Genomic DNA, 19,022 nt, shown 5'->3' on the forward strand with positions numbered 1-19,022 from the left:
CTGCCTGCCGCCTCAACTGGCCTGATCACCGTTCCAGCGCCACGCGAGCCGCGTGGCGCGTTGCATTACAGACCGAGCCGTAATCCATCACTTTTCCCTGCAACAGCAGGTTAAAGACCGGCGCCTGCGGTCGGTTAAGCCGCGTTTGCAGCAGGTGAACGGCTTCAATCCCCAGCTCCCGACAGGGCACCGTCACGCCCGTGACCGGTTTTTCCAGACGGTGCGCCAGGTTCCATGCAAAATCGGTCGTTATCAGTGAAATATCTTCCGGAACGCGCAGCCCGTGTCGGGTTAACGCCCTGACTACCCCTTCCACCATGCTGGTGCTGTTCGGGAAAATCACCTCCGGCCACTGCAATCTATCATGGCTCATCAGCCACTCATCCAAAGCCCGCTCAGCCTCTTCAGCGGTAAACCACTCCGTCACGAGCAAATCACGCTGGGGATCGAAGCCCACGTGAAAATGGCGGTACGCCTCTTTAATGCCGTCCAGACGCGCGTAAAGCGTTTCTCGCCGCAGGCAGGTGAGCGTGAGCACACGCCGATGTCCCTGCTCAAAAAGATACTGCATGGCGGTAAACCCAATCGCCCGGTGATCGGGTGACACGGCATCCAGCTCCCGATCCCGATCAACGGAATTAATTAACACGCAGGGCTTATTTAACGTGCTCGCCAGTTTAAATATGGTGGAATCATCAGTCCCAATAATAATTATCGCATTAATATTCTTCTGACTGGCCTTTTCCATAAATAATTTCACGTCGGCGTGCTGTTCTTCTAATCCACAGCAGCTCACCCACACATTGTGCCGCGCGCAGGCTTCAGTAATCCCTTTTGTGACTTCCAGATAAAAAATATCGCCGCGTCCCTGAAAGGTTCTTTCTGGCGCAAAAACAGCGATACCGTTAATTAACAGTCTGCCGCTCGCCATGGACTCCAGTACGCCTAATTCTCTGGCAGTACGAACGATCGCCTCCCGGGCTTTATCGCTGGTATACGATTTGCCGCTTAATACCCGAGATACCGTACTGACGGAATAGCCCGTCAGGGCCGCAATCTCCTCCATTTTTAACCTGCCTGGCATAGTGTGACCTCGCTCTCATTCAGTTTTTGCAAATATTTGCAGAAACAGCCTTTTGATTTTAAAACCAAATTTCAGAAAGCCTGGAGATTACTTAATCACCTTGCGAGTATTCTCACAAAAACACATTGTCGCTGCGGCTCGCCTTTCCTATTTTCCGGTCATCACTTCTTTTCAACAGAAATTAAGGTGTGACATGGATAAGGTACGTTTTGGCATTATTGGAATAGGTAATATCGGCACGGTCCACGCGCGCTATTTACTGGCGGGTACGGTCAGCGACGCGTGCCTGACGGCGGTTTGCGATAATGCACCGGAAAAGCACCCGGCCATTCGCCAGCTGGTCGGCAATCTCCCCGTGTTCAGTGATGCCCAGGAGATGATCCAGAGCGGGCTTATCGACGCGGTGATTGTCGCGACGCCGCACTACGAGCATCCGCGCCTGTCGATGCTGGCGATGCGCAACGGCATTCACACCCTGTGTGAAAAACCGGCGGGGGTATACACGGCGCAGGTGCAGGAGATGAACGCCTGCGCCCGGGAGTGCGACGTGGTGTTTGGCATCATGTACAACCAGCGCCCGAACCCGCTTTATCAGAAGGTAAAAGACCTTATCGACAGCGGCGAGCTGGGCGAGATCCGCCGCTCCAACTGGATCATCACCAACTGGTATCGCTCGCAGAGCTACTACAACTCCGGCGGCTGGCGCGCCACCTGGAAAGGGGAAGGTGGCGGCGTCTTGCTCAACCAGGATCCGCATCAGCTCGATCTCTGGCAGTGGCTGGTCGGAATGCCGGTCCGTCTGCGCGCGTTTTGCCAGTTCGGCAAACATCGCGATATCGAAGTGGAAGACGAGGTCACCGCCTATGCGGAGTACGCCAATGGCGCGACGGGCGTGTTTATCACTACCGTCGCGGAAACACCGGGGACCAACCGCCTGGAAATCGTTGGCGACCGCGGCAAGGTGGTCGTCGAAGAGGGGAAACTGCGCTACTGGCGGTTACGTGAATCCGAAACCGCCTTCAATGCCCGCTGGCAAAACGGTTTTGGTGAACCCGAATGCTGGGAGGTCTCCATCCCCGTCGCCCCGGAATGCAGCGAACATCACGTTATTACCGCCAATTTCTCTGCCGCCATTTTGCGCGGCGAGCCGCTGATTGCGCCGGGTCTGGAAGGGATCCGCGGGCTTACGCTTTCCAACGCCATGCACCTCTCCACCTGGACAGACGATTGGGTCGACCTGCCGCTCAACGAGAAACAGTATCTGCGCCTGCTTCAGCAGCGTATTAGCACCTCAGTGGCTAAAGAGACCGCCAGCATCACGCTGGACGCCTCTGGCACCTGGTAACAGCGGAGAAACACGATGTTAAATGTTGCTATCGTGGGAACAGGGAATATCTCGCATAACCATATTCAGGGCTATTTGCAGTTTGGTCAGCGTTGCCGGATCGTCGCGCTGGTCGATATCTACCCGGAAAAAGCCCACGAGAAAAAAGCACGCTACGGCCTGACGGATGCCCGCGTGTACGCAAGCCACCAGCAGATGCTGGCGTCAGAGCCCGATGTGGACATCGTCGATGTCTGTACGCCGCCCTACGTTCACGCGGAAATCAGCATTGATGCCCTGCGCACGGGGTGCCATGTGCTGTGCGAAAAACCGATGGCCGCCTCGCTGGAAGAGTGCGACGCAATGATCGCCGCACAGCAGGCCAGCGGTAAGACGCTCTCCATTATCGCTCAGAACCGCTTTACCGAAGCTTTCTGGCGCTTAAAAGCCGCACTGGATTCCGGCCTCGCGGGAAAAATCTGCCATGCGCAGGTGGATTCGTTCTGGTGGCGCGGACACTGCTATTACGACCTGTGGTGGCGTGGCACCTGGGAAAAAGAGGGAGGTGGCTGCACGCTTAACCACGCGGTACATCATATCGACGCCATCCAGTGGATGCTCGGCTTCCCGTCGGAGGTCGTGGCAATGATGACCAACGTGGCGCACGACAATGCCGAGGTGGAAGACCTCAGCGCCGCGATCTTCAAATACCCGAACGGCGCGCTCACGCAGCTTACCGCCTCGGTGGTGCACCACGGGGAAGATCAGAAAATCATCATTCAGGGCGATAAAGCGCGTATCTCCGCGCCGTGGCAGGCCTTTGCCAGCGTCAGCGCCGATAACGGCTTCCCACAGGAAAGCCACGATCTGCCGCGAGAAGCGCAACTCAACGCGGTTTTTCACGACACCCGCAAACTCGAATGGACGCTACACAACGGGCAGATTAACGACCTGCTTTATGCCATTGAGCACGGCACGGCACCGTTAGTGGATGGCCTGCAGGGCAAGCGTTCCCTCGAACTGATTACCGCAATTTATAAATCAGCCATTACCCGCACCGTCGTCCCGCTGCCGATTCAGCGCGATGACCCGTTTTACCGTACCGGCGGGACGAACGCCCTCGCCCCCCGTTTTTATGAGAAGTCCGCAAGCGTGGCCAACTTCAGCGAAGTCGGTGCCATCCCCCTGGGAAAAGATCTGGATCGAGGAATGTCATCATGAACAAGAAAGACGGAATGAACTACGCCCCGGTAGGTAAACCGCAGCCGGTTGTCCGGGAAGGTGAATTTGTTTTTGCCGCTGCCGCACTCGACCACGGTCATATTTACGGCATGTGCAACGGCCTGATTGAAGCCGGTGCCACGCTGAAATGGGTGTACGACCCCGACCCGGCGAAAGTGGATAAATTCATCCAGCAATATCCGCAGGCCAACGTGGCGGCGTCGCTGGACGTGATACTCAACGACGACGAGGTGCGCCTGGTGGCGGGTGCCGCCATCCCGTCCGAGCGCTGTGCGCTGGGGCTGAAAGCGATGGCCGCAGGTAAGGACTATTTCACGGATAAAGCGCCGCTCACCACCCTTGAACAGCTGGCAGATGCCAAAGCAATGGTGGCGCAAACCGGGAAGAAATACGCGGTGTATTACAGCGAGCGTCTGCACGTAGAGAGCGCGGTCTTTGCCGGACAGCTGGTGCAGCAGGGCGCGATTGGCCGCGTCGTGCAAACCCTGGGAACCGGTCCACACCGGGAAGGGACCGGTCGTCCGGAGTGGTTCTACGATCGTCGTTACTTCGGCGGCATTCTCTGCGATATCGGCAGCCACCAGATTGAGCAGTTCCTTTTTTATACCGGCAACAGCGATGCCTCGGTGGTGGCAAGCCAGGTTCGCAACGTTAAACACCCGCAGTATCCCGCCTTCGAAGATTTCGGCGACGCGATGCTGAAAGGGGAAAACGGTGCCAGCGGCTATTTCCGCTGCGACTGGTTTACGCCGGACGGGCTTTCAACGTGGGGCGACGGTCGTCTGACCCTGCTCGGCACCGAAGGCTATATCGAAATCCGCAAATATGTCGATTTAACCCGCGGCGAGCAGGATGTGGTTTACCTGGTGAACAAGGAGGGAGAATTCCGTTATCCCGTCGCCGGGCAGGTCGGGTTCCCGTTCTTTGGTGAACTGATCCTCGACTGCCTGCACCGGACCGAAAACGCCATGACGCAGGCGCACGCCTTCAAGGCGGCGGAGCTTTGCGTAAAGGCTCAGATGCTGGCCAACGCGACGGCATAACGGGAGGCAACGATGACGATCCTGAACACAGCGGTTATCGGTGCCGGCGCGATTCACCGCTGCCATGTGAATGCATTACGCCAGATCCCCAACGTCGCGCTGCGCGCGCTGGTGGATATCGACAGCGTTAAAGGACTGACGCTGGCGATGGCCTATCAGTGCCGTTTTTATCAGGATTACCAGGAAATGCTGCTGGATGATGCCATCGACGTGGTCCATATCTGTACGCCGCATTTCGAGCATAAACGTATGATTCTGGCGGCGCTCGCCGCCGGGAAGCATGTGTTCTGCGAAAAACCGGTGGGGATGAACAGCAGTGAATTCGGCGATATCGTCCAGGCAGTCGAGCAGGCGCCGGGCCTGCTCGGCGTTTGCTATCAGAACCGGCTCAATCCCACCAGCCTGCGCATCCGACAGGAGTTAAGCGAGGGCGGGCTGGGGAAGATGCTCGGCATGAAAGCGGTGCTGACGTGGTCGCGCTCGGGCGCCTATTACACCGAAAGTCCGTGGCGTGGACGGCTGGCAACGGAAGGCGGCAGTCTGCTGATCAACCAGGCGATCCATACCCTCGACCTGATGCAGTGGTTCGCTGGCGGGGTCACGCGCCTGAAAGGCGTGGTGGAGAGCGGTGAGCTGGCGGACGTAACCGAAGGGGAGGACAGCGCAATGGCGACGCTGCACTTTGCTAACGGCGCGCGTGGCCTGTTTTATGCCAGCAACTGCAATACCACGGATTCCCCCCTCTGGCTTGAGATCCATTGCGAACGGGGTTCGCTGCTGCTCAATGACAATGTGCTCTGGCGCATTACCCCGGGCGAACGTCGCAAGCTGGCAACCGATGATTCTCCTGACGGCTCGGTCAAAAGCTACTGGGGGCTGGGACACCAGCAGGCGATCCGCCGTTTTTATCATGCCATTCATCACCCGGAAACGGACTACACCGATATCCATGCTGCCGGGAAATCACTCACCCTTGTGGAGGCCCTTTATCGCTCATCTCAATTAAGAAAATGGATAGATATCAATAATTAGAACGTAATGTGTCGTCCAGCAGTAAATAAAAAAACGACCTGAAACACAGGTTAATCATTACCCTACACTGGATATTATTATGGTCAAACCAACTGAACGTAGAGTTGGTTACGGCGTAGCGCTTGGCTACGGCGTAACCGATCTGTTTGGCGGGGGCGCTTTTGCCATTATCGGCACCTGGCTGCTCTTTTTTTACACCACCTATTGCGGACTCTCAGTGATTGAAGCGGGTTCAATATTCGCCATTGCCCGCGTTATTGACGCACTCCTCAGCCCCATTATGGGATACGTCACCGATAATTTCGGTGATACCTGGCTCGGACGTAAATTTGGCCGCCGCCGCTTCTTTTTATTACTCAGCTCACCGCTTATGTTTTTGTATGCCCTGCTGTGGATGACGGACATGGGCTACTGGTACTATCTGGGCACCTATCTCTCGATTGAACTGCTGTCGGCGATGGTGCTGGTTCCGTGGGAAACGCTGGCAGCGGAAATGACAAACCGCTATGAAGAGCGTAGCCGCCTTTCCGGCGTGCGCATGATCTGCTCTCAGCTCGGGGGGTTTCTTGCGGTTTCCGTCCCCGGCGTCATTATGCAGTTCACGGGTAAAGATAATCCGTTTACCTATACCCTTACCGGGCTGATATTTTCCTGCGTATTTTGCATTGCGGTATTTATTACCTGGTACACCACCTGGGAAGCCAAAGATGTGCAGCAAGAGTCCGATTTTAAAGTGGATAACCAGCGCAGCAGCGGGATACTCAATCACCTGAAATATCTGGTTCTGGATCTCTTTTCTTCATTCCGCATTCGCGCGTTCCGGCTGCATATCATTATTTATATCTTTTCGTTTACGGCGATGGACGTATTCGGTTCGGTCTTTACCTATTATGTCGTGTATTGCCTGAGCCAGGATGCGGCGGCGGTATCTGGCTGGCTGAGCATTGCGGCCTTCGCCTCGGTGCCGGGCACGTACGGGTTTATGCTGTTGCTGAACCGGCTGAATGTGACTCCTTCCGCCGCGCTCCGCCTCTCCTACGGCTGTATTTTCTGCGTGCTGGTATTCCTGTTTACGGTCTACCTTACCGAAACGCAGGTGCCGACGCTGCTGTTCTCGGCGGTCTTTATCTTGCTGGGTGCCGCCCGTTCCGGCCTTTACTACATTCCGTGGAATATCTACAGCTTCATTCCGGATATCGACGAGATGGTGACGCAGCAGCGCCGCGAAGGGATTTTTGCCGGTGTGATGGTCCTGACCCGCAAAAGTACCGTGGCTATTGCCATCATGATTATTGGTCTGGTGCTGCAGGAGTCCGGTTTCGTGAAAGGCAGTGGCGCACAACCGGAAAGCGCGCTGGGGGCCATTATCGGCCTGATGATTTTTGCCACCGCGGCGCTTCTGGCGGTGAGTTTCTTCACTACCTACAAGTTTAAGCTCACCCGCGAGACGCATAAGTTGCTTCTCAAGGAGATTGCCCGGCGGAAACTGGGCGGAGATTACCGCGACTGCGACGCCAGAACTCGGGTGATCATCAAGCAGTTAACCGGATACGAGTATGACCAGGTGTGGGGAGGCGACGCCACACGACAGACGGTGGGAAGCGCCCATTTATCTCCCGTGAAATAACCGCGCAGACCGGGCAGCACTCCACTGTTCGGTCTGTTTTTATGTCAAAATGTGACCTCTGGCAGATTTACATCTCTTTACGCTATACTACCCGCTGAAATAATCAGCTCAACGCTACGGGCTGACGTTCTACGTGTTTTCACACAAATGGTATCAATTCCCCTTCTGAGGATCTGGCGAGAAGCCGGATAAACTATGTTAAACAGTATTTTAGTAATACTTTGTCTGATTGCCGTCAGTGCATTTTTCTCGATATCGGAGATTTCGCTGGCCGCCTCCCGTAAAATCAAACTGAAGCTGCTTGCTGATGAAGGCAACATCAACGCCTCCCGCATTCTCAAAATGCAGGAGAACCCCGGCACCTTCTTCACCGTGGTGCAGATTGGCCTGAATGCGGTCGCTATTCTCGGCGGTATCGTGGGCGATGCAGCGTTTTCGCCGGCGTTTTACAGCCTGTTTGTGCAGTACATGTCCGCCGAACTGGCCGAGCAGTTGAGCTTTATTCTCTCCTTCACGCTGGTTACCGGCATGTTCATCCTCTTCGCTGACCTGACCCCGAAACGCATCGGTATGATTGCGCCAGAAGCTGTGGCTTTGCGTATCATCAACCCGATGCGCTTCTGCCTGTTCGTGTTCCGTCCGCTGGTATGGTTCTTCAACGGCCTGGCAAACGTGATTTTCCGCATCTTCAAGCTGCCCATGGTGCGTAAAGACGACATCACCTCTGACGACATCTATGCGGTGGTGGAAGCTGGCGCGCTGGCCGGGGTGCTGCGTAAGCAGGAACACGAACTCATTGAGAACGTATTCGAACTGGAATCCCGTACCGTGCCCTCTTCCATGACGGGCCGTGAAAGCATTATCTGGTTCGATTTGCATGAGGATGAGCAGAGCCTGAAGAACAAAGTGGCACAGCATCCGCACTCTAAGTTCCTGGTCTGTAATGAAGATATCGACCACATCATCGGTTACGTCGACTCCAAAGACCTGCTCAACCGCGTGCTGGCAAACCAGAGCCTGGCGCTCAACAGCGGCGTGCAGATCCGCAACACCCTGATCGTGCCAGACACCCTGACGCTCTCGGAAGCGCTGGAAAGTTTCAAAACCGCCGGGGAAGACTTCGCCGTCATCATGAACGAATACGCGCTGGTGGTGGGGATCATTACGCTGAACGACGTGATGACCACGCTGATGGGCGACCTGGTGGGCCAGGGGCTGGAGGAGCAGATTGTTCAGCGTGACGATAACTCGTGGCTGATTGATGGCGGTACACCGATTGAAGACGTCATGCGCGTGCTGGACATTGACGAGTTCCCGCAGTCCGGTAATTACGAAACCATCGGCGGCTTTATGATGTTTATGCTGCGCAAAATCCCGAAACGTACCGATTCGGTGAAGTTCTCCGGCTACAAGTTTGAGGTGGTGGACATTGATAACTACCGCATCGACCAGCTGCTGGTGACGCGCATCGACAACAAACCGACCGTGCTGGTGCCGCGGATGCCTGACGCAGAAGAGAAGGTGTCGGCGTAAGACCCATATACATCAACGGCTCCCATTGGGAGCCGTCTTTTTAACTACTGCATAGCACGTTGGTTAAGCCATCTCAGTTTGCAGACGCATAACCTGACGGTTGACTTCGGACATCACAGACAGGTGCTGTTTGTCCTTCACTTTTGGGATAAGGATCTTGCCCTTATCAAATTCAAAAGCGCCAACATCCTTGATGTACAACCGTCCACGGAACAGGATCTTCACGTACTTCGCCACTTGAAGCGGGTTGTAGCGTTGGAAAATTTTCATTCTTGTATCTCCTGCGAATCATACGCTCTTGCGGTGCCACAATCGGCCCGACTGTCCTGAGCGCAAATTTTGATGCCCAATGACTATAGACCAGAACTACGGTGTTACCCAGTGTGCATAAGTTTATTTACCGTTTGATTACAATTATTCAGAATAATCTTTGCAAAGCGTGACTGAGAGCAGTATAAGCCGTCGTTTTTTCATGGATATGTGCGTTCACCCGCAAACTGGCATTGGGATTGCGGGAAAACCACATTGATCGCACTTATGATTAAAAGCGTAAGACCAAGTGGTCGGATCACCTGCAAACAATAAGGAAACGCCATGACCCTACGTAACATCCTTGCAGCAGCTTGTCTGCTGCTGCCCCTGTGGGCTTGCGCTCACAACATTGAAAAAGGACAACGTGTCCCGCCAGTCGGCATTGCTGACCGGGGAGAATTGATTCTCGACAATGATAAGTTTAGCTATAAAGCCTGGAATAGCGCGCAGCTCGCAGGCAAAGTGAGAGTTGTACAACATATTGCCGGTCGTACATCTGCAAAAGAGAAAAATGCCAACCTGGTGGAAGCGATCAAGGCCGCAAAATTCCCGCACGATCGCTACCAGACCACCACGATTGTGAACACCGATGACGCGATTCCCGGCTCCGGGATGTTTGTGCGTTCAAGCCTTGAGAGTAATAAGAAGCTCTATCCGTGGTCGCAGTTTATCGTCGACAGCAACGGAGTCACCCGTAAGGCCTGGCAGCTGGAGGAAGAGAGTTCCGCGATTATCGTGCTGGATAAGGAAGGTCGCGTCCAGTGGGTGAAAGACGGCGCGTTGACCCAGGAAGAGGTGCAGCAGGTCGTCGCCCTGCTGCACAAGCTGTTGGCTCAATAAATCGAGACGCGGAAGCCGGGGTTGAGGAAGGATTCACGCGGGGTATAGTCCAGCGGCTTGCCCTGCCAGTCATGAACATGCGCCCCGGCGGCCGCTGCAACCGCGTGCCCTGCCGCCGTATCCCAGACGTTAGTCGGCCCAAAGCGCGGATAAAGCTGCGCCTGTCCTTCCGCCACCAGGCAGAATTTCAGCGATGAACCAATCGACGTCGTCTGGTGTTCCCCCAGCAGCTGCAGGTACTCCTGCAGTTCACTGTCGCTGTGCGAGCGGCTAATCACCACCAGCGGTGGGCGCGCATCGCGCACCTGGATCTGCTTACGAACGCCGCACTCCTCCTTCCAGGCTTTACCTTCCGCCGCGCTGTACATCACCTTCATCACCGGGGCGTAAACCACGCCGAGCACCGCCTTTCCCTTTTCAATCAGGGCGATATTGACGGTGAACTCCCCGTTGCGCTTGATGAACTCTTTGGTACCGTCCAGCGGATCGACCAGCCAGTAGCGCTGCCAGTGCTGGCGTTCATCCCAGCTCTGCGGCGCTTCTTCAGACAGAACGGGGATGTCCGGCGTCAGCGCCTGTAAACCGTTCATAATGACCTTATGCGCAGCGATATCCGCCGCCGTGACCGGGGAGTCGTCCGCTTTACTGACGACCTCCATCGGTTTTGCACCGTCATACACTTGCATGATGGCATCCCCCGCATCCCGTGCGAGTTGACAAATTTTATCTAGCATTCTCCACCTCTTTGTTAACGCAGTGAGGTTAACTCATTGTTTTAGTTATATCGTAATGTGAACAATTCCGCTATCTGTGAAGCAATTCCGGTTTCAGTACGCTTTTTTCTGTCAGGATTCACATTTCTGTAAGCAACACGCTATAGATACATACTCTTTTGTGGCATGGATCGAAAAAAGGACTCCTCTGATGATTAAGTTTAGTGCAACGCTTCTGGCGACGCTGATTGCAGCGAGCGTGCAGGCGGCGACGGTAGATCTGCGTATTCTGGAAACGACCGATCTGCACAGCAACATAATGGACTTCGATTACTACAAAGATACCCCTACCGAAAAATTCGGTCTGGTCCGCACGGCAAGTTTGATCGATGCCGCGCGCGGTGAAGTGAAAAATAGCGTGCTGGTGGACAACGGCGATCTTATTCAGGGTAGTCCACTCGGGGATTACATGGCCGCGAAGGGGCTAAAGAAAGGCGAGATCCATCCCGTTTATAAGGCGATGAATACGCTGGATTATGCCGTCGGCAACCTGGGCAACCACGAATTTAACTACGGCCTGAAGTACCTGCACGATGCGCTGGCTGGCGCAAAATTCCCCTACGTTAACGCCAACATCATCGACGTTAAGACCCAGAAGCCGCTCTTTACCCCCTATTTGATTAAAGAGACCGAGGTTGTCGATCAGGACGGTAAAAAACAGACGCTTAAAATCGGCTATATCGGCTTCGTGCCGCCGCAAATCATGACCTGGGATAAAGCCAACCTCGACGGTAAAGTGACCGTTAACGATATTACCGAAACTGCGCGCAAATACGTGCCGGAAATGCGCGAAAAAGGGGCCGATCTGGTGGTGGTGGTTGCGCACTCGGGACTCTCCGCCGACCCGTATCAGGCCATGGCGGAAAACTCCGTTTATTATCTGAGTGAAGTCCCGGGCGTCGATGCGATCCTGTTCGGCCACGCCCACGCGGTCTTCCCGGGTAAGGACTTTGCCAGCATTAAGGGCGCAGACATCGAGAAAGGGACGCTCAATGGCGTGCCATCGGTGATGCCGGGCATGTGGGGCGACCACCTTGGGGTGGTGGATCTGGTACTCAATAACGACGGCGGCAGCTGGAAGGTCACTCAGTCAAAAGCAGAGGCGCGTCCGATTTACGACGCTGCGGCTAAAAAATCACTGGCCGCTGAAGATAAAAAACTGGTCGACGTGCTGAAGCACGATCACGACGCCACCCGCGAATTCGTCAGCAAGCCGATCGGCCAATCCGCCGATAATATGTATAGCTTCCTGGCGCTGGTGCAGGATGACCCAACCGTTCAGGTCGTCAACATGGCGCAGAAGGCCTATGCCGAACATTTTGTTCAGGGCGATCCGGATCTGGCAAAACTGCCGGTGCTGTCTGCCGCTGCGCCATTCAAAGTTGGCGGGCGTAAGAACGACCCGGCAAGCTATGTCGAAGTTGAGAAAGGCCAGCTGACGTTCCGTAACGCCGCCGATCTCTATCTCTATCCGAACACGCTGGTGGTGGTGAAAGCGACGGGTAAAGAAGTGAAGGAATGGCTGGAGTGCTCTGCCGGACAGTTTAACCAGATCGATCCGAAGAGCAGTAAACCGCAGTCACTGATTAACTGGGATGGCTTCCGAACCTATAACTTTGACGTGATCGATGGCGTGAATTATCAGATTGACGTTACCCAACCCGCGAAATATGACGGCGAGTGCCAGGCCATTAACCCGCAGGCCGAGCGCATCAAAAACCTGACCTTCAACGGTAAGGCGATCGATCCGAATGCCACCTTCCTGGTGGTAACCAATAACTACCGCGCCTATGGCGGTAAGTTTGCCGGTACGGGAGATAACCACATCGCCTTTGCTTCACCGGACGAAAACCGCTCGGTACTGGCGGCGTGGATCAGTGCTGAGTCGAAGAAGGCGGGCGAAATTCATCCGGCCGTGGATAACAACTGGCGCCTGGCACCGATCCACAGCGATACGAAACTGGATATCCGCTTTGAAACATCACCGTCCGATAAGGCCGCCGCGTTCATTAAGGATAAGGCGCAGTATCCGATGAAGAAGGTGGCGACCGATGATATTGGCTTCGCGATTTATCAGGTAGACCTAAGCAAGTCGCGGTGATTGTGTCGGGTGGCGCTTCGCTTACCCGACCTACGAGATCGGGTAGGCCGGGTAAGGCGAAGCCGCCACCCGGCATGTCACGCCGCCCGATCGTCCCGATTCGCCATCACCTTCGGCGTATTCACCTCAATCCAGTCCGCCAGCGCAGCCACTTTCTCACTGACCTCAATCCCCATCGGCGTCAGGCTATACTCTACGTGCGGCGGCACAACCGGATATGACACGCGATCGACAAACCCGTCCTGCTCCAGCGCCTGAAGCGACTGGGACAGCATCTTTTCGCTTACCCCGCCCATTTTGCGGCGCAGATCGCTGAAGCGATGCGTTCCCTGACGCAGGGCCAGCAGAATCAGCACGCCCCAGCGGCTGGTAACGTGTTTGAGCACCTCCCGGGAAGGACACTGTTCCGCAAAGAGGTTGCCATCGCGCATTTGTTCGCTGAGTGTCGGTATCGTTGTTTTCATACTTACCTTTTTGTACGTACTTACTAAAAGTTAGCTATGGTGCTAGTGTGCCATAACACCAGACAAACACGAAGGAGATTCATCATGATTGCGATTACCGGCGCTACCGGCCAGCTTGGCCAATACGTTATTGAAGAACTGCTGAAAACGGTTCCGGCAAACGAGATTGTCGCCATTGTCCGTAACCCGGCGAAAGCCGACGCCTTAAGCCAGCAGGGAATTGTAGTTCGTCAGGCGGATTACACGAACGAAGCCGCCTTCACCGCCGCGCTGAGCGGCGTGGATAAGCTGCTGCTGATCTCCTCCAGCGAAGTCGGCCAGCGTGCAACCCAACATCAGAACGTCATTAACGCAGCCAAAGCCGCTGGCGTGAAATTCATCGCCTACACCAGCCTGCTGCATGCGGATCGCTCCCCGCTGGGCCTGCACGTTGAACACGTCGAGACGGAGAAAGCGCTGGCGGCGTCCGGCATTCCTTATGCCCTGCTGCGCAATGGCTGGTATACCGAAAACTATCTGGCAAGCGCGCCACCGGCGATTGAGCATGGCGTGTTTATAGGTGCGGCAGGCGAAGGCAAAATTGCCTCTGCAACCCGTGCAGACTACGCCGCCGCCGCAGCCAAAGTGATCGCTGAAGAGGGTCATGCTGGCAAGGTATATGAACTGGCTGGCGACCACGGCTGGACGCTGAGCGAGCTGGCGGCTGAACTCAGCAAACAGAGCGGGAAGCCGGTGACCTATCAGAATCTCAGCGAAGCCGATTTTGCCGTCGCGCTGAAGGGGGTGGGTCTCCCTGCGGGGCTGGCGGATATGCTCGCGGACTCCGACGTGGGTGCATCCAAAGGCGGCCTGTTTGACGACAGCCATACCCTGAGCACACTGATCGGCCGCCCGACCACACCGCTGGCGGAGAGCATTAAAGCCATTCTGTAATTGTTACAGATTGGTTATTTTTTGTGGCATCCCCTCGGGTCATCTCTGATAATGAAGCGATGACCACGAGGAGGCTCAACGTGCAAGGCGTACCGGAACAGTTCATTGATGAGAGAGACAGCGCGCGCTTTCGCCATCTGGCGCAGGTGCCGGGCATCGAACTCTATCACGCGCATATATCCCGCTACGCCTTTGAGCCTCACACCCATGAAGCCTTCGGGATCGGCACGATTGAAACCGGTGCCGAACGTTTTCACTATCGCGGTACCCAGCACCTCGCGCCGGAGAAATCCGTCGTTACCATGAACCCGGACGAGATCCACACCGGGGAATCCGCCACCGAAGGCGGCTGGCGCTACCGGATGGTTTACATCGAACCTGACCTGCTGGAAGAGGTAACCGGCCTCCGGCACTGGTGGTTCAGCGAGGTGACCCGTTTTGACCCCCAGCGCTCGCAGCAAATCGGCAGGCTCATCTATGGCCTGTGGCATACGGACGATCCGCTGGCGCAAAAAGGATTATTGCTGGATCTGATTGAGACCTTTCAGCCCCTGGCCCATCACGCGCCGGTGGTTCAGGAAGGTGCGCACCGCTTCGAACGTGTGCGCGAGTATCTGCATGACAACTATATGCACTCCCTGACGCTGGATGAGCTGGCCAACGTCGTTTCGCTCAGTCCGTATCATTTTCAGCGCCAGTTCAAAGCCCATTTCCACGTTACGCCGCACCAGATGCTGATGGCTATCCGCCTGTGGCGCGCCAAAGCGTTCCTCACCCATGGCATGCCCGCAGCTGAGGTCGCTGCGGCGACCGGGCTGACCGACCAGTCACATTTGACCCGGGCATTTACCCGCCGCTACGGCATTACGCCCGTGCGCTACCAGAAGCAGGTCACCCGGCGCTAATGCGCAATCTCATACAATACGCGCGCATTTGCCCCTCCTACACTGAGCGCAACGTGAAGCAATAGGGATGGAAAAATGATTAGTGGCGTGTTGTATGCCCTGCTGGCAGGGATGATGTGGGGGCTGATTTTTGTTGGCCCGCTGATCGTGCCCGAATACCCGGCAATACTGCAGTCGACCGGACGTTATCTGGCGCTGGGGCTGATAGCCTTACCTCTGGCATGGCTGGGACGCGCGCGCCTGCGTCAGCTTAGCCGTCAGGACTGGCGCACCGCGCTGGCGCTGACCATGATGGGCAACCTCATCTATTACGTTTGCCTGGCGAGTGCCATTCAACGCACCGGGGCCCCGGTCTCGACCATGATTATCGGCACACTGCCGGTTGTCATCCCCATCTTTGCTAACCTGCTCTATAGCCACCGCGATGGCAAACTGGCGTGGCCAAAAATGGTGCCTGCGCTGTTGTGTACCGCCGTAGGGCTGATATGCGTCAATATTGCCGAGCTGCGTCATGGGCTGGAGGACTTTGATCTGTGGCGTTACGGCTCCGGCATTCTGCTGGCGTTCGTTTCCGTGGCGTGTTGGGCATGGTATGCCCTGCGCAATGCGCGCTGGCTGCGTGAGAACCCGGACAAGCATCCGATGATGTGGGCGACGGCTCAGGCCTTGGTCACATTGCCCGTTTCACTGCTGGGATATGTTGGGGCGTGCCTCTGGTTAGGCCATCAACAGCCCGATTTCGCCCAACCCTTCGGACCCAGACCGTGGGTATTTGTTGCCCTGATGGTGGCGATTGCGGTGCTGTGTTCCTGGGTGGGCGCGCTGTGCTGGAACATTGCCAGCCAGAAACTGCCAACGGTGATCCTGGGGCCGCTGATTGTTTTCGAAACCCTGGCCGGGCTGCTTTATACCTTCCTGATGCGCCAGAGCGTACCGCCTGTATTAACGGCCTGTGGGATTGTGTTGCTGGTCGTTGGGGTGGTGATGGCGGTGAGAGCGAAGCCGGAAAAACCGAGGGTTGTGTCAGCATCAGAAGTGTGATTTTCGCCGGGTGGCGGCTACGCCTTACCCGGCCTACACGGAGCGATTTTGTAGGCCGGGTAAGCGTCAGCGCCACCCGGCACCAGGTTAAAACGTTTCCCAGTTCGCTTCAGGCACGCTCGCTGCGGGCTGCGCTTTCGGCACGTAGGTTTTCACCGGCGCGGCTTTGACCGCCTGATTACGGGTAATTCTAAACACCGCCACCGCGTCATTCAGGCGTGCAGCCTGATCTTCCAGCGCGGCCGCCGCGGCCGCAGATTCCTCGACCAGCGAGGCGTTCTGCTGGGTCACGCGATCCATTTCAGCCACCGCCTGGCCCACCTGGTCGATACCGCGGCTCTGCTCGTCAGAGGCTGAGGCGATCTCGCCCATAATGTCCGTCACGCGGGTGACCGCATTGACGATCTCCGCCATCGTCGCCCCGGCTTCGTTAACCAGCTGCGAGCCGGCGTTCACGCGCTCGCCGGAATCGTCGATCAGCGCTTTGATCTCTTTCGCCGCCTGAGCACTGCGCTGGGCGAGGGTACGTACTTCCCCTGCGACCACCGCAAAGCCACGGCCCTGTTCACCTGCACGCGCAGCCTCTACCGCCGCGTTCAACGCCAGAATGTTGGTCTGGAAAGCAATACCGTCGATTACGTTGGTAATTTGCGCAATTTTACTGGAACTGGTGGCGATTTCGTCCATCGTGCGCACGACACCTTCCACCACGTTCCCGCCCTTCTTCGCCGTTGAGGAGGCATCCAGTGCCAGACGGGAAGCCTGACGGGCGTTATCGGCATTCTGCTTCACGGTGGCCGTCAGCTGTTCCATGCTGGCTGCCGTTTCTTCCAGGGAAGCCGCCTGTTGCTCAGTACGGGAAGAAAGGTCGTTACTCCCGGCAGAAATTTCACCGGCTCCGGTGTAGATGGTGTCGGCACCTTCACGCACCACGCCAACGGTATTCGCCAGCGAGGTCTGCATCTCCTGCACGTTGCGCGCCAGGATCGCCATTTCGTTCTTACCGTCAGCCTGAATCGGCTGGGTTAAGTCCCCTGCCGCAATGGCGCGAATATGGTTGATCACCTCTTCCAGAGGCAGCAGCAGCACGCGACGCATGGCGATCCAGCTGGAAATAATCACCACAATGACCAACAGCATTACAGCAGAGAGGATCCACAGAATGCGTTTGTAGTCGCTTTCATTGTCCTGGATGCCTTTATCGGTAAGCGTTGCCTGTGCTTCGCGCCACTCGCGATAAACCGCCTGCATCGCAGTCTGTTTTTGCTCAGCGTTCTGCTTGAACATGTCTTCCAGATTGCCCTGGCCCAGCAGCACGTTCATTTGCGTCAACGTTGAGGAGTAAATACGGTATTGCTCCTCCAGTCGCTTCGCCAGATTCTCGTCCAGGCCCGGCGTATTCGGCAGGGCATAGTATTTATCGTAATGGACCTGCGCATCAGCCAGCAGATTTTTCGCGGTGTTGACCAGCTCATTGAGCTGACCACCGTTAATCTGCGAAGCCATGCTGCTTTGCAGACGCAGCATCCCACGGTTCAGCGTCACGCGCGCCTGGTTCAGGCTGATCCACGCATCGGTAAACTCCGCCACATTCTTGCTGGAGAGCTGCGACACGGTGAAATTGTCTTTATCGTTGTTCAGCGCGTTGATAAAGATCCCCGCGGAAATCACTTGCATGATGCCGAGTACAAGCAGCACCGAAATAAGAAGAGTAATAACTTTTATACGTTTAAACATACGTTGCCTTTGTTATATGCAGGTTTGTCTGACGTGGATATATCGGCAGGCAAGGCGGGTTGTTTACTGTTTCTCCACCTTTAAAAACTTTCTAAACCACTTTCCTGAGTCCATTCAGGGCGTTAACCCGGATAATTTTTTTGTGACTTACGTCTCACTTTTACCCTTCCCTCTAAAGGGTTATAGCGTCGCCTTAAAGATGCATTTAATATGCATCTTATATTCTTGATGACGAGGTAACTGCTATGGCCTTTCGCGACCAACCCCTCGGCGAGCTGGCGCTCTCCATCCCTCGCGCTTCTGCGCTGTTCCGTAAATACGATATGGATTACTGCTGCGGCGGTAAGCAAACCCTCGCGCGAGCGGCCTCACGTAAGGAGCTGGATGTGGAGGTGATTGAAGCAGAGCTGGCGCAACTGGCCGAACAGCCTGTTGATAAAGACTGGCGTACCGCCCCGCTCGCAGAAATCATCGACCACATCATTGTGCGTTACCACGATCGCCACCGGGAGCAACTGCCGGAGCTGATCCTGCAGGCGACCAAAGTCGAGCGCGTACATGCTGACAAACCTTCCGTACCCCGCGGTCTGGCGAAATATCTGACCATGCTGCACGAAGAGCTTTCCAGCCACATGATGAAAGAAGAACAGATCCTCTTCCCGATGATTAAACAGGGAATGGGCAGCCAGGCAATGGGTCCGATTAGCGTGATGGAAAGCGAGCATGATGATGCGGGCGAACTGCTGGAAGTGATCAAACACACCACCCACAACGTCACACCGCCGCCAGAGGCGTGCACCACCTGGAAAGCGATGTACAACGGCATTAACGAGATGATCGATGACCTGATGGAACACATCAGTCTTGAGAACAACGTGTTGTTCCCGCGGGCATTAGCTGGGGAATAAAAAAAGCCGCTGCGGCCTGATGCCCTCACCCCGGCCCTCTCCCACAGGGAGAGGGTGCAAAACTAAAAACGGCAACTGAAGTTGTAATGCCGATCAGTTAAGGATCGGTTGACCGATCCCGTG

At 55.8% G+C, this 19,022-nt stretch carries 17 protein-coding genes; 12 read left to right on the plus strand and 5 right to left on the minus strand.

Annotation, left to right across the window (positions count from 1 at the left end; translation table 11 throughout):
* Positions 1-25 precede the first annotated feature (25 nt).
* Positions 26-1,084: a LacI family DNA-binding transcriptional regulator gene (locus L977_RS02240; protein WP_047624565.1), complete on the minus strand. Its 1,059-nt coding sequence runs from the start codon at positions 1,082-1,084 to the stop codon at positions 26-28.
* 193 nt (positions 1,085-1,277) lie between these two features.
* On the opposite strand from L977_RS02240, the gene L977_RS02245 reads away from it, so the two are divergent.
* The 6 genes from L977_RS02245 to L977_RS02270 all read left to right on the plus strand — a co-directional run bounded on the left by L977_RS02245 (position 1,278) and on the right by L977_RS02270 (position 8,885).
* Positions 1,278-2,429 carry a Gfo/Idh/MocA family protein gene (locus L977_RS02245; protein ID WP_047624567.1) on the plus strand — a complete coding sequence of 384 codons (1,152 nt, stop codon included), beginning with the start codon at positions 1,278-1,280 and terminating at the stop codon, positions 2,427-2,429.
* A 15-nt stretch (positions 2,430-2,444) separates the two neighbouring features.
* Complete coding sequence (locus L977_RS02250) at positions 2,445-3,629, plus strand: Gfo/Idh/MocA family protein (protein ID WP_047624568.1); 1,185 nt, start codon at positions 2,445-2,447, stop codon at positions 3,627-3,629.
* Positions 3,626-4,693, plus strand: coding sequence for a Gfo/Idh/MocA family protein (locus tag L977_RS02255; RefSeq protein ID WP_047343858.1), 1,068 nt, complete (start codon positions 3,626-3,628; stop codon positions 4,691-4,693). Before L977_RS02250 ends, L977_RS02255 begins: the two co-directional genes overlap by 4 nt.
* Positions 4,694-4,705: 12 nt before the next feature.
* Entirely contained in the window at positions 4,706-5,725 is a 1,020-nt protein-coding gene (locus L977_RS02260; protein WP_023331871.1) for a Gfo/Idh/MocA family protein, read from the plus strand.
* 79 nt (positions 5,726-5,804) lie between these two features.
* On the plus strand, positions 5,805-7,352 hold the full coding sequence (locus L977_RS02265; RefSeq protein ID WP_014882258.1) for an MFS transporter: 1,548 nt from the start codon (positions 5,805-5,807) through the stop codon (positions 7,350-7,352).
* A 195-nt stretch (positions 7,353-7,547) separates the two neighbouring features.
* Positions 7,548-8,885, plus strand: a complete 1,338-nt coding sequence (locus L977_RS02270; protein WP_023338945.1) for a hemolysin family protein — start codon at positions 7,548-7,550, stop codon at positions 8,883-8,885.
* A 63-nt stretch (positions 8,886-8,948) separates the two neighbouring features.
* Here L977_RS02270 and L977_RS02275 read toward each other — a convergent pair whose 3' ends face one another.
* Positions 8,949-9,155 carry a DUF1107 domain-containing protein gene (locus L977_RS02275; RefSeq protein ID WP_003856054.1) on the minus strand — a complete coding sequence of 69 codons (207 nt, stop codon included), beginning with the start codon at positions 9,153-9,155 and terminating at the stop codon, positions 8,949-8,951.
* A gap of 324 nt (positions 9,156-9,479) precedes the next feature.
* On the opposite strand from L977_RS02275, the gene L977_RS02280 reads away from it, so the two are divergent.
* A complete protein-coding gene (locus L977_RS02280) occupies positions 9,480-10,037 on the plus strand; it encodes a YtfJ family protein (RefSeq protein WP_014882256.1) in 558 nt (185 codons plus the stop codon).
* Here the strand turns inward: L977_RS02280 and cysQ are convergent.
* Positions 10,031-10,771, minus strand: coding sequence for a 3'(2'),5'-bisphosphate nucleotidase CysQ (cysQ, locus tag L977_RS02285; RefSeq protein WP_047624573.1), 741 nt, complete (start codon positions 10,769-10,771; stop codon positions 10,031-10,033). The two genes, L977_RS02280 and cysQ, sit on opposite strands and share 7 nt — an antisense overlap.
* Positions 10,772-10,961: 190 nt before the next feature.
* Between cysQ and L977_RS02290 the strand changes: the two genes are divergently transcribed.
* Positions 10,962-12,911 (plus strand): bifunctional 2',3'-cyclic-nucleotide 2'-phosphodiesterase/3'-nucleotidase, encoded by a 1,950-nt coding sequence (locus tag L977_RS02290; RefSeq protein ID WP_023338943.1) that lies wholly within the window; start codon positions 10,962-10,964, stop codon positions 12,909-12,911.
* 77 nt (positions 12,912-12,988) lie between these two features.
* Here L977_RS02290 and L977_RS02295 read toward each other — a convergent pair whose 3' ends face one another.
* On the minus strand, positions 12,989-13,375 hold the full coding sequence (locus L977_RS02295; RefSeq protein WP_023331869.1) for a winged helix-turn-helix transcriptional regulator: 387 nt from the start codon (positions 13,373-13,375) through the stop codon (positions 12,989-12,991).
* 84 nt (positions 13,376-13,459) lie between these two features.
* Here L977_RS02295 and L977_RS02300 point away from each other — a divergent pair, with 84 nt between their 5' ends.
* From L977_RS02300 to L977_RS02310, 3 genes are all read left to right on the plus strand, one after another.
* Entirely contained in the window at positions 13,460-14,308 is an 849-nt protein-coding gene (locus L977_RS02300; RefSeq protein WP_047624574.1) for an SDR family oxidoreductase, read from the plus strand.
* Positions 14,309-14,388: 80 nt separating this feature from the next.
* A complete protein-coding gene (locus tag L977_RS02305; RefSeq protein ID WP_047624576.1) occupies positions 14,389-15,213 on the plus strand; it encodes an AraC family transcriptional regulator in 825 nt (274 codons plus the stop codon).
* A gap of 75 nt (positions 15,214-15,288) precedes the next feature.
* Positions 15,289-16,254 (plus strand): DMT family transporter, encoded by a 966-nt coding sequence (locus L977_RS02310; RefSeq protein WP_014882250.1) that lies wholly within the window; start codon positions 15,289-15,291, stop codon positions 16,252-16,254.
* A gap of 87 nt (positions 16,255-16,341) precedes the next feature.
* Here the strand turns inward: L977_RS02310 and L977_RS02315 are convergent, their stop codons facing one another.
* Positions 16,342-17,991 carry a methyl-accepting chemotaxis protein gene (locus L977_RS02315; RefSeq protein WP_047624578.1) on the minus strand — a complete coding sequence of 550 codons (1,650 nt, stop codon included), beginning with the start codon at positions 17,989-17,991 and terminating at the stop codon, positions 16,342-16,344.
* A gap of 245 nt (positions 17,992-18,236) precedes the next feature.
* On the opposite strand from L977_RS02315, the gene ytfE reads away from it, so the two are divergent.
* Complete coding sequence (gene ytfE, locus L977_RS02320; RefSeq protein WP_045134413.1) at positions 18,237-18,899, plus strand: iron-sulfur cluster repair protein YtfE; 663 nt, start codon at positions 18,237-18,239, stop codon at positions 18,897-18,899.
* Positions 18,900-19,022: the final 123 nt, after the last annotated feature.

Origin of the sequence: Enterobacter sp. ZOR0014 (genome assembly GCF_000798855.1) — a bacterium.
GTDB classification, from domain to species: domain Bacteria; phylum Pseudomonadota; class Gammaproteobacteria; order Enterobacterales; family Enterobacteriaceae; genus Enterobacter; species Enterobacter kobei.

What these genes read in the sequence shown, in the direction of transcription:
- ytfE (WP_045134413.1), top strand. Translation starts at nt 18,237, where the DNA reads ATGGCCTTTCGCGACCAACCCCTCGGCGAGCTGGCGCTCTCCATCCCT.
- L977_RS02270 (WP_023338945.1), top strand. Translation starts at nt 7,548, where the DNA reads ATGTTAAACAGTATTTTAGTAATACTTTGTCTGATTGCCGTCAGTGCA.
- L977_RS02255 (WP_047343858.1), top strand. Translation starts at nt 3,626, where the DNA reads ATGAACAAGAAAGACGGAATGAACTACGCCCCGGTAGGTAAACCGCAG.
- L977_RS02300 (WP_047624574.1), top strand. Translation starts at nt 13,460, where the DNA reads ATGATTGCGATTACCGGCGCTACCGGCCAGCTTGGCCAATACGTTATT.
- L977_RS02260 (WP_023331871.1), top strand. Translation starts at nt 4,706, where the DNA reads ATGACGATCCTGAACACAGCGGTTATCGGTGCCGGCGCGATTCACCGC.
- L977_RS02310 (WP_014882250.1), top strand. Translation starts at nt 15,289, where the DNA reads ATGATTAGTGGCGTGTTGTATGCCCTGCTGGCAGGGATGATGTGGGGG.
- L977_RS02280 (WP_014882256.1), top strand. Translation starts at nt 9,480, where the DNA reads ATGACCCTACGTAACATCCTTGCAGCAGCTTGTCTGCTGCTGCCCCTG.
- L977_RS02295 (WP_023331869.1), bottom strand. Translation starts at nt 13,375, where the DNA reads ATGAAAACAACGATACCGACACTCAGCGAACAAATGCGCGATGGCAAC.
- L977_RS02265 (WP_014882258.1), top strand. Translation starts at nt 5,805, where the DNA reads ATGGTCAAACCAACTGAACGTAGAGTTGGTTACGGCGTAGCGCTTGGC.
- L977_RS02275 (WP_003856054.1), bottom strand. Translation starts at nt 9,155, where the DNA reads ATGAAAATTTTCCAACGCTACAACCCGCTTCAAGTGGCGAAGTACGTG.
- L977_RS02245 (WP_047624567.1), top strand. Translation starts at nt 1,278, where the DNA reads ATGGATAAGGTACGTTTTGGCATTATTGGAATAGGTAATATCGGCACG.
- L977_RS02315 (WP_047624578.1), bottom strand. Translation starts at nt 17,991, where the DNA reads ATGTTTAAACGTATAAAAGTTATTACTCTTCTTATTTCGGTGCTGCTT.
- L977_RS02240 (WP_047624565.1), bottom strand. Translation starts at nt 1,084, where the DNA reads ATGCCAGGCAGGTTAAAAATGGAGGAGATTGCGGCCCTGACGGGCTAT.
- L977_RS02290 (WP_023338943.1), top strand. Translation starts at nt 10,962, where the DNA reads ATGATTAAGTTTAGTGCAACGCTTCTGGCGACGCTGATTGCAGCGAGC.
- cysQ (WP_047624573.1), bottom strand. Translation starts at nt 10,771, where the DNA reads ATGCTAGATAAAATTTGTCAACTCGCACGGGATGCGGGGGATGCCATC.
- L977_RS02250 (WP_047624568.1), top strand. Translation starts at nt 2,445, where the DNA reads ATGTTAAATGTTGCTATCGTGGGAACAGGGAATATCTCGCATAACCAT.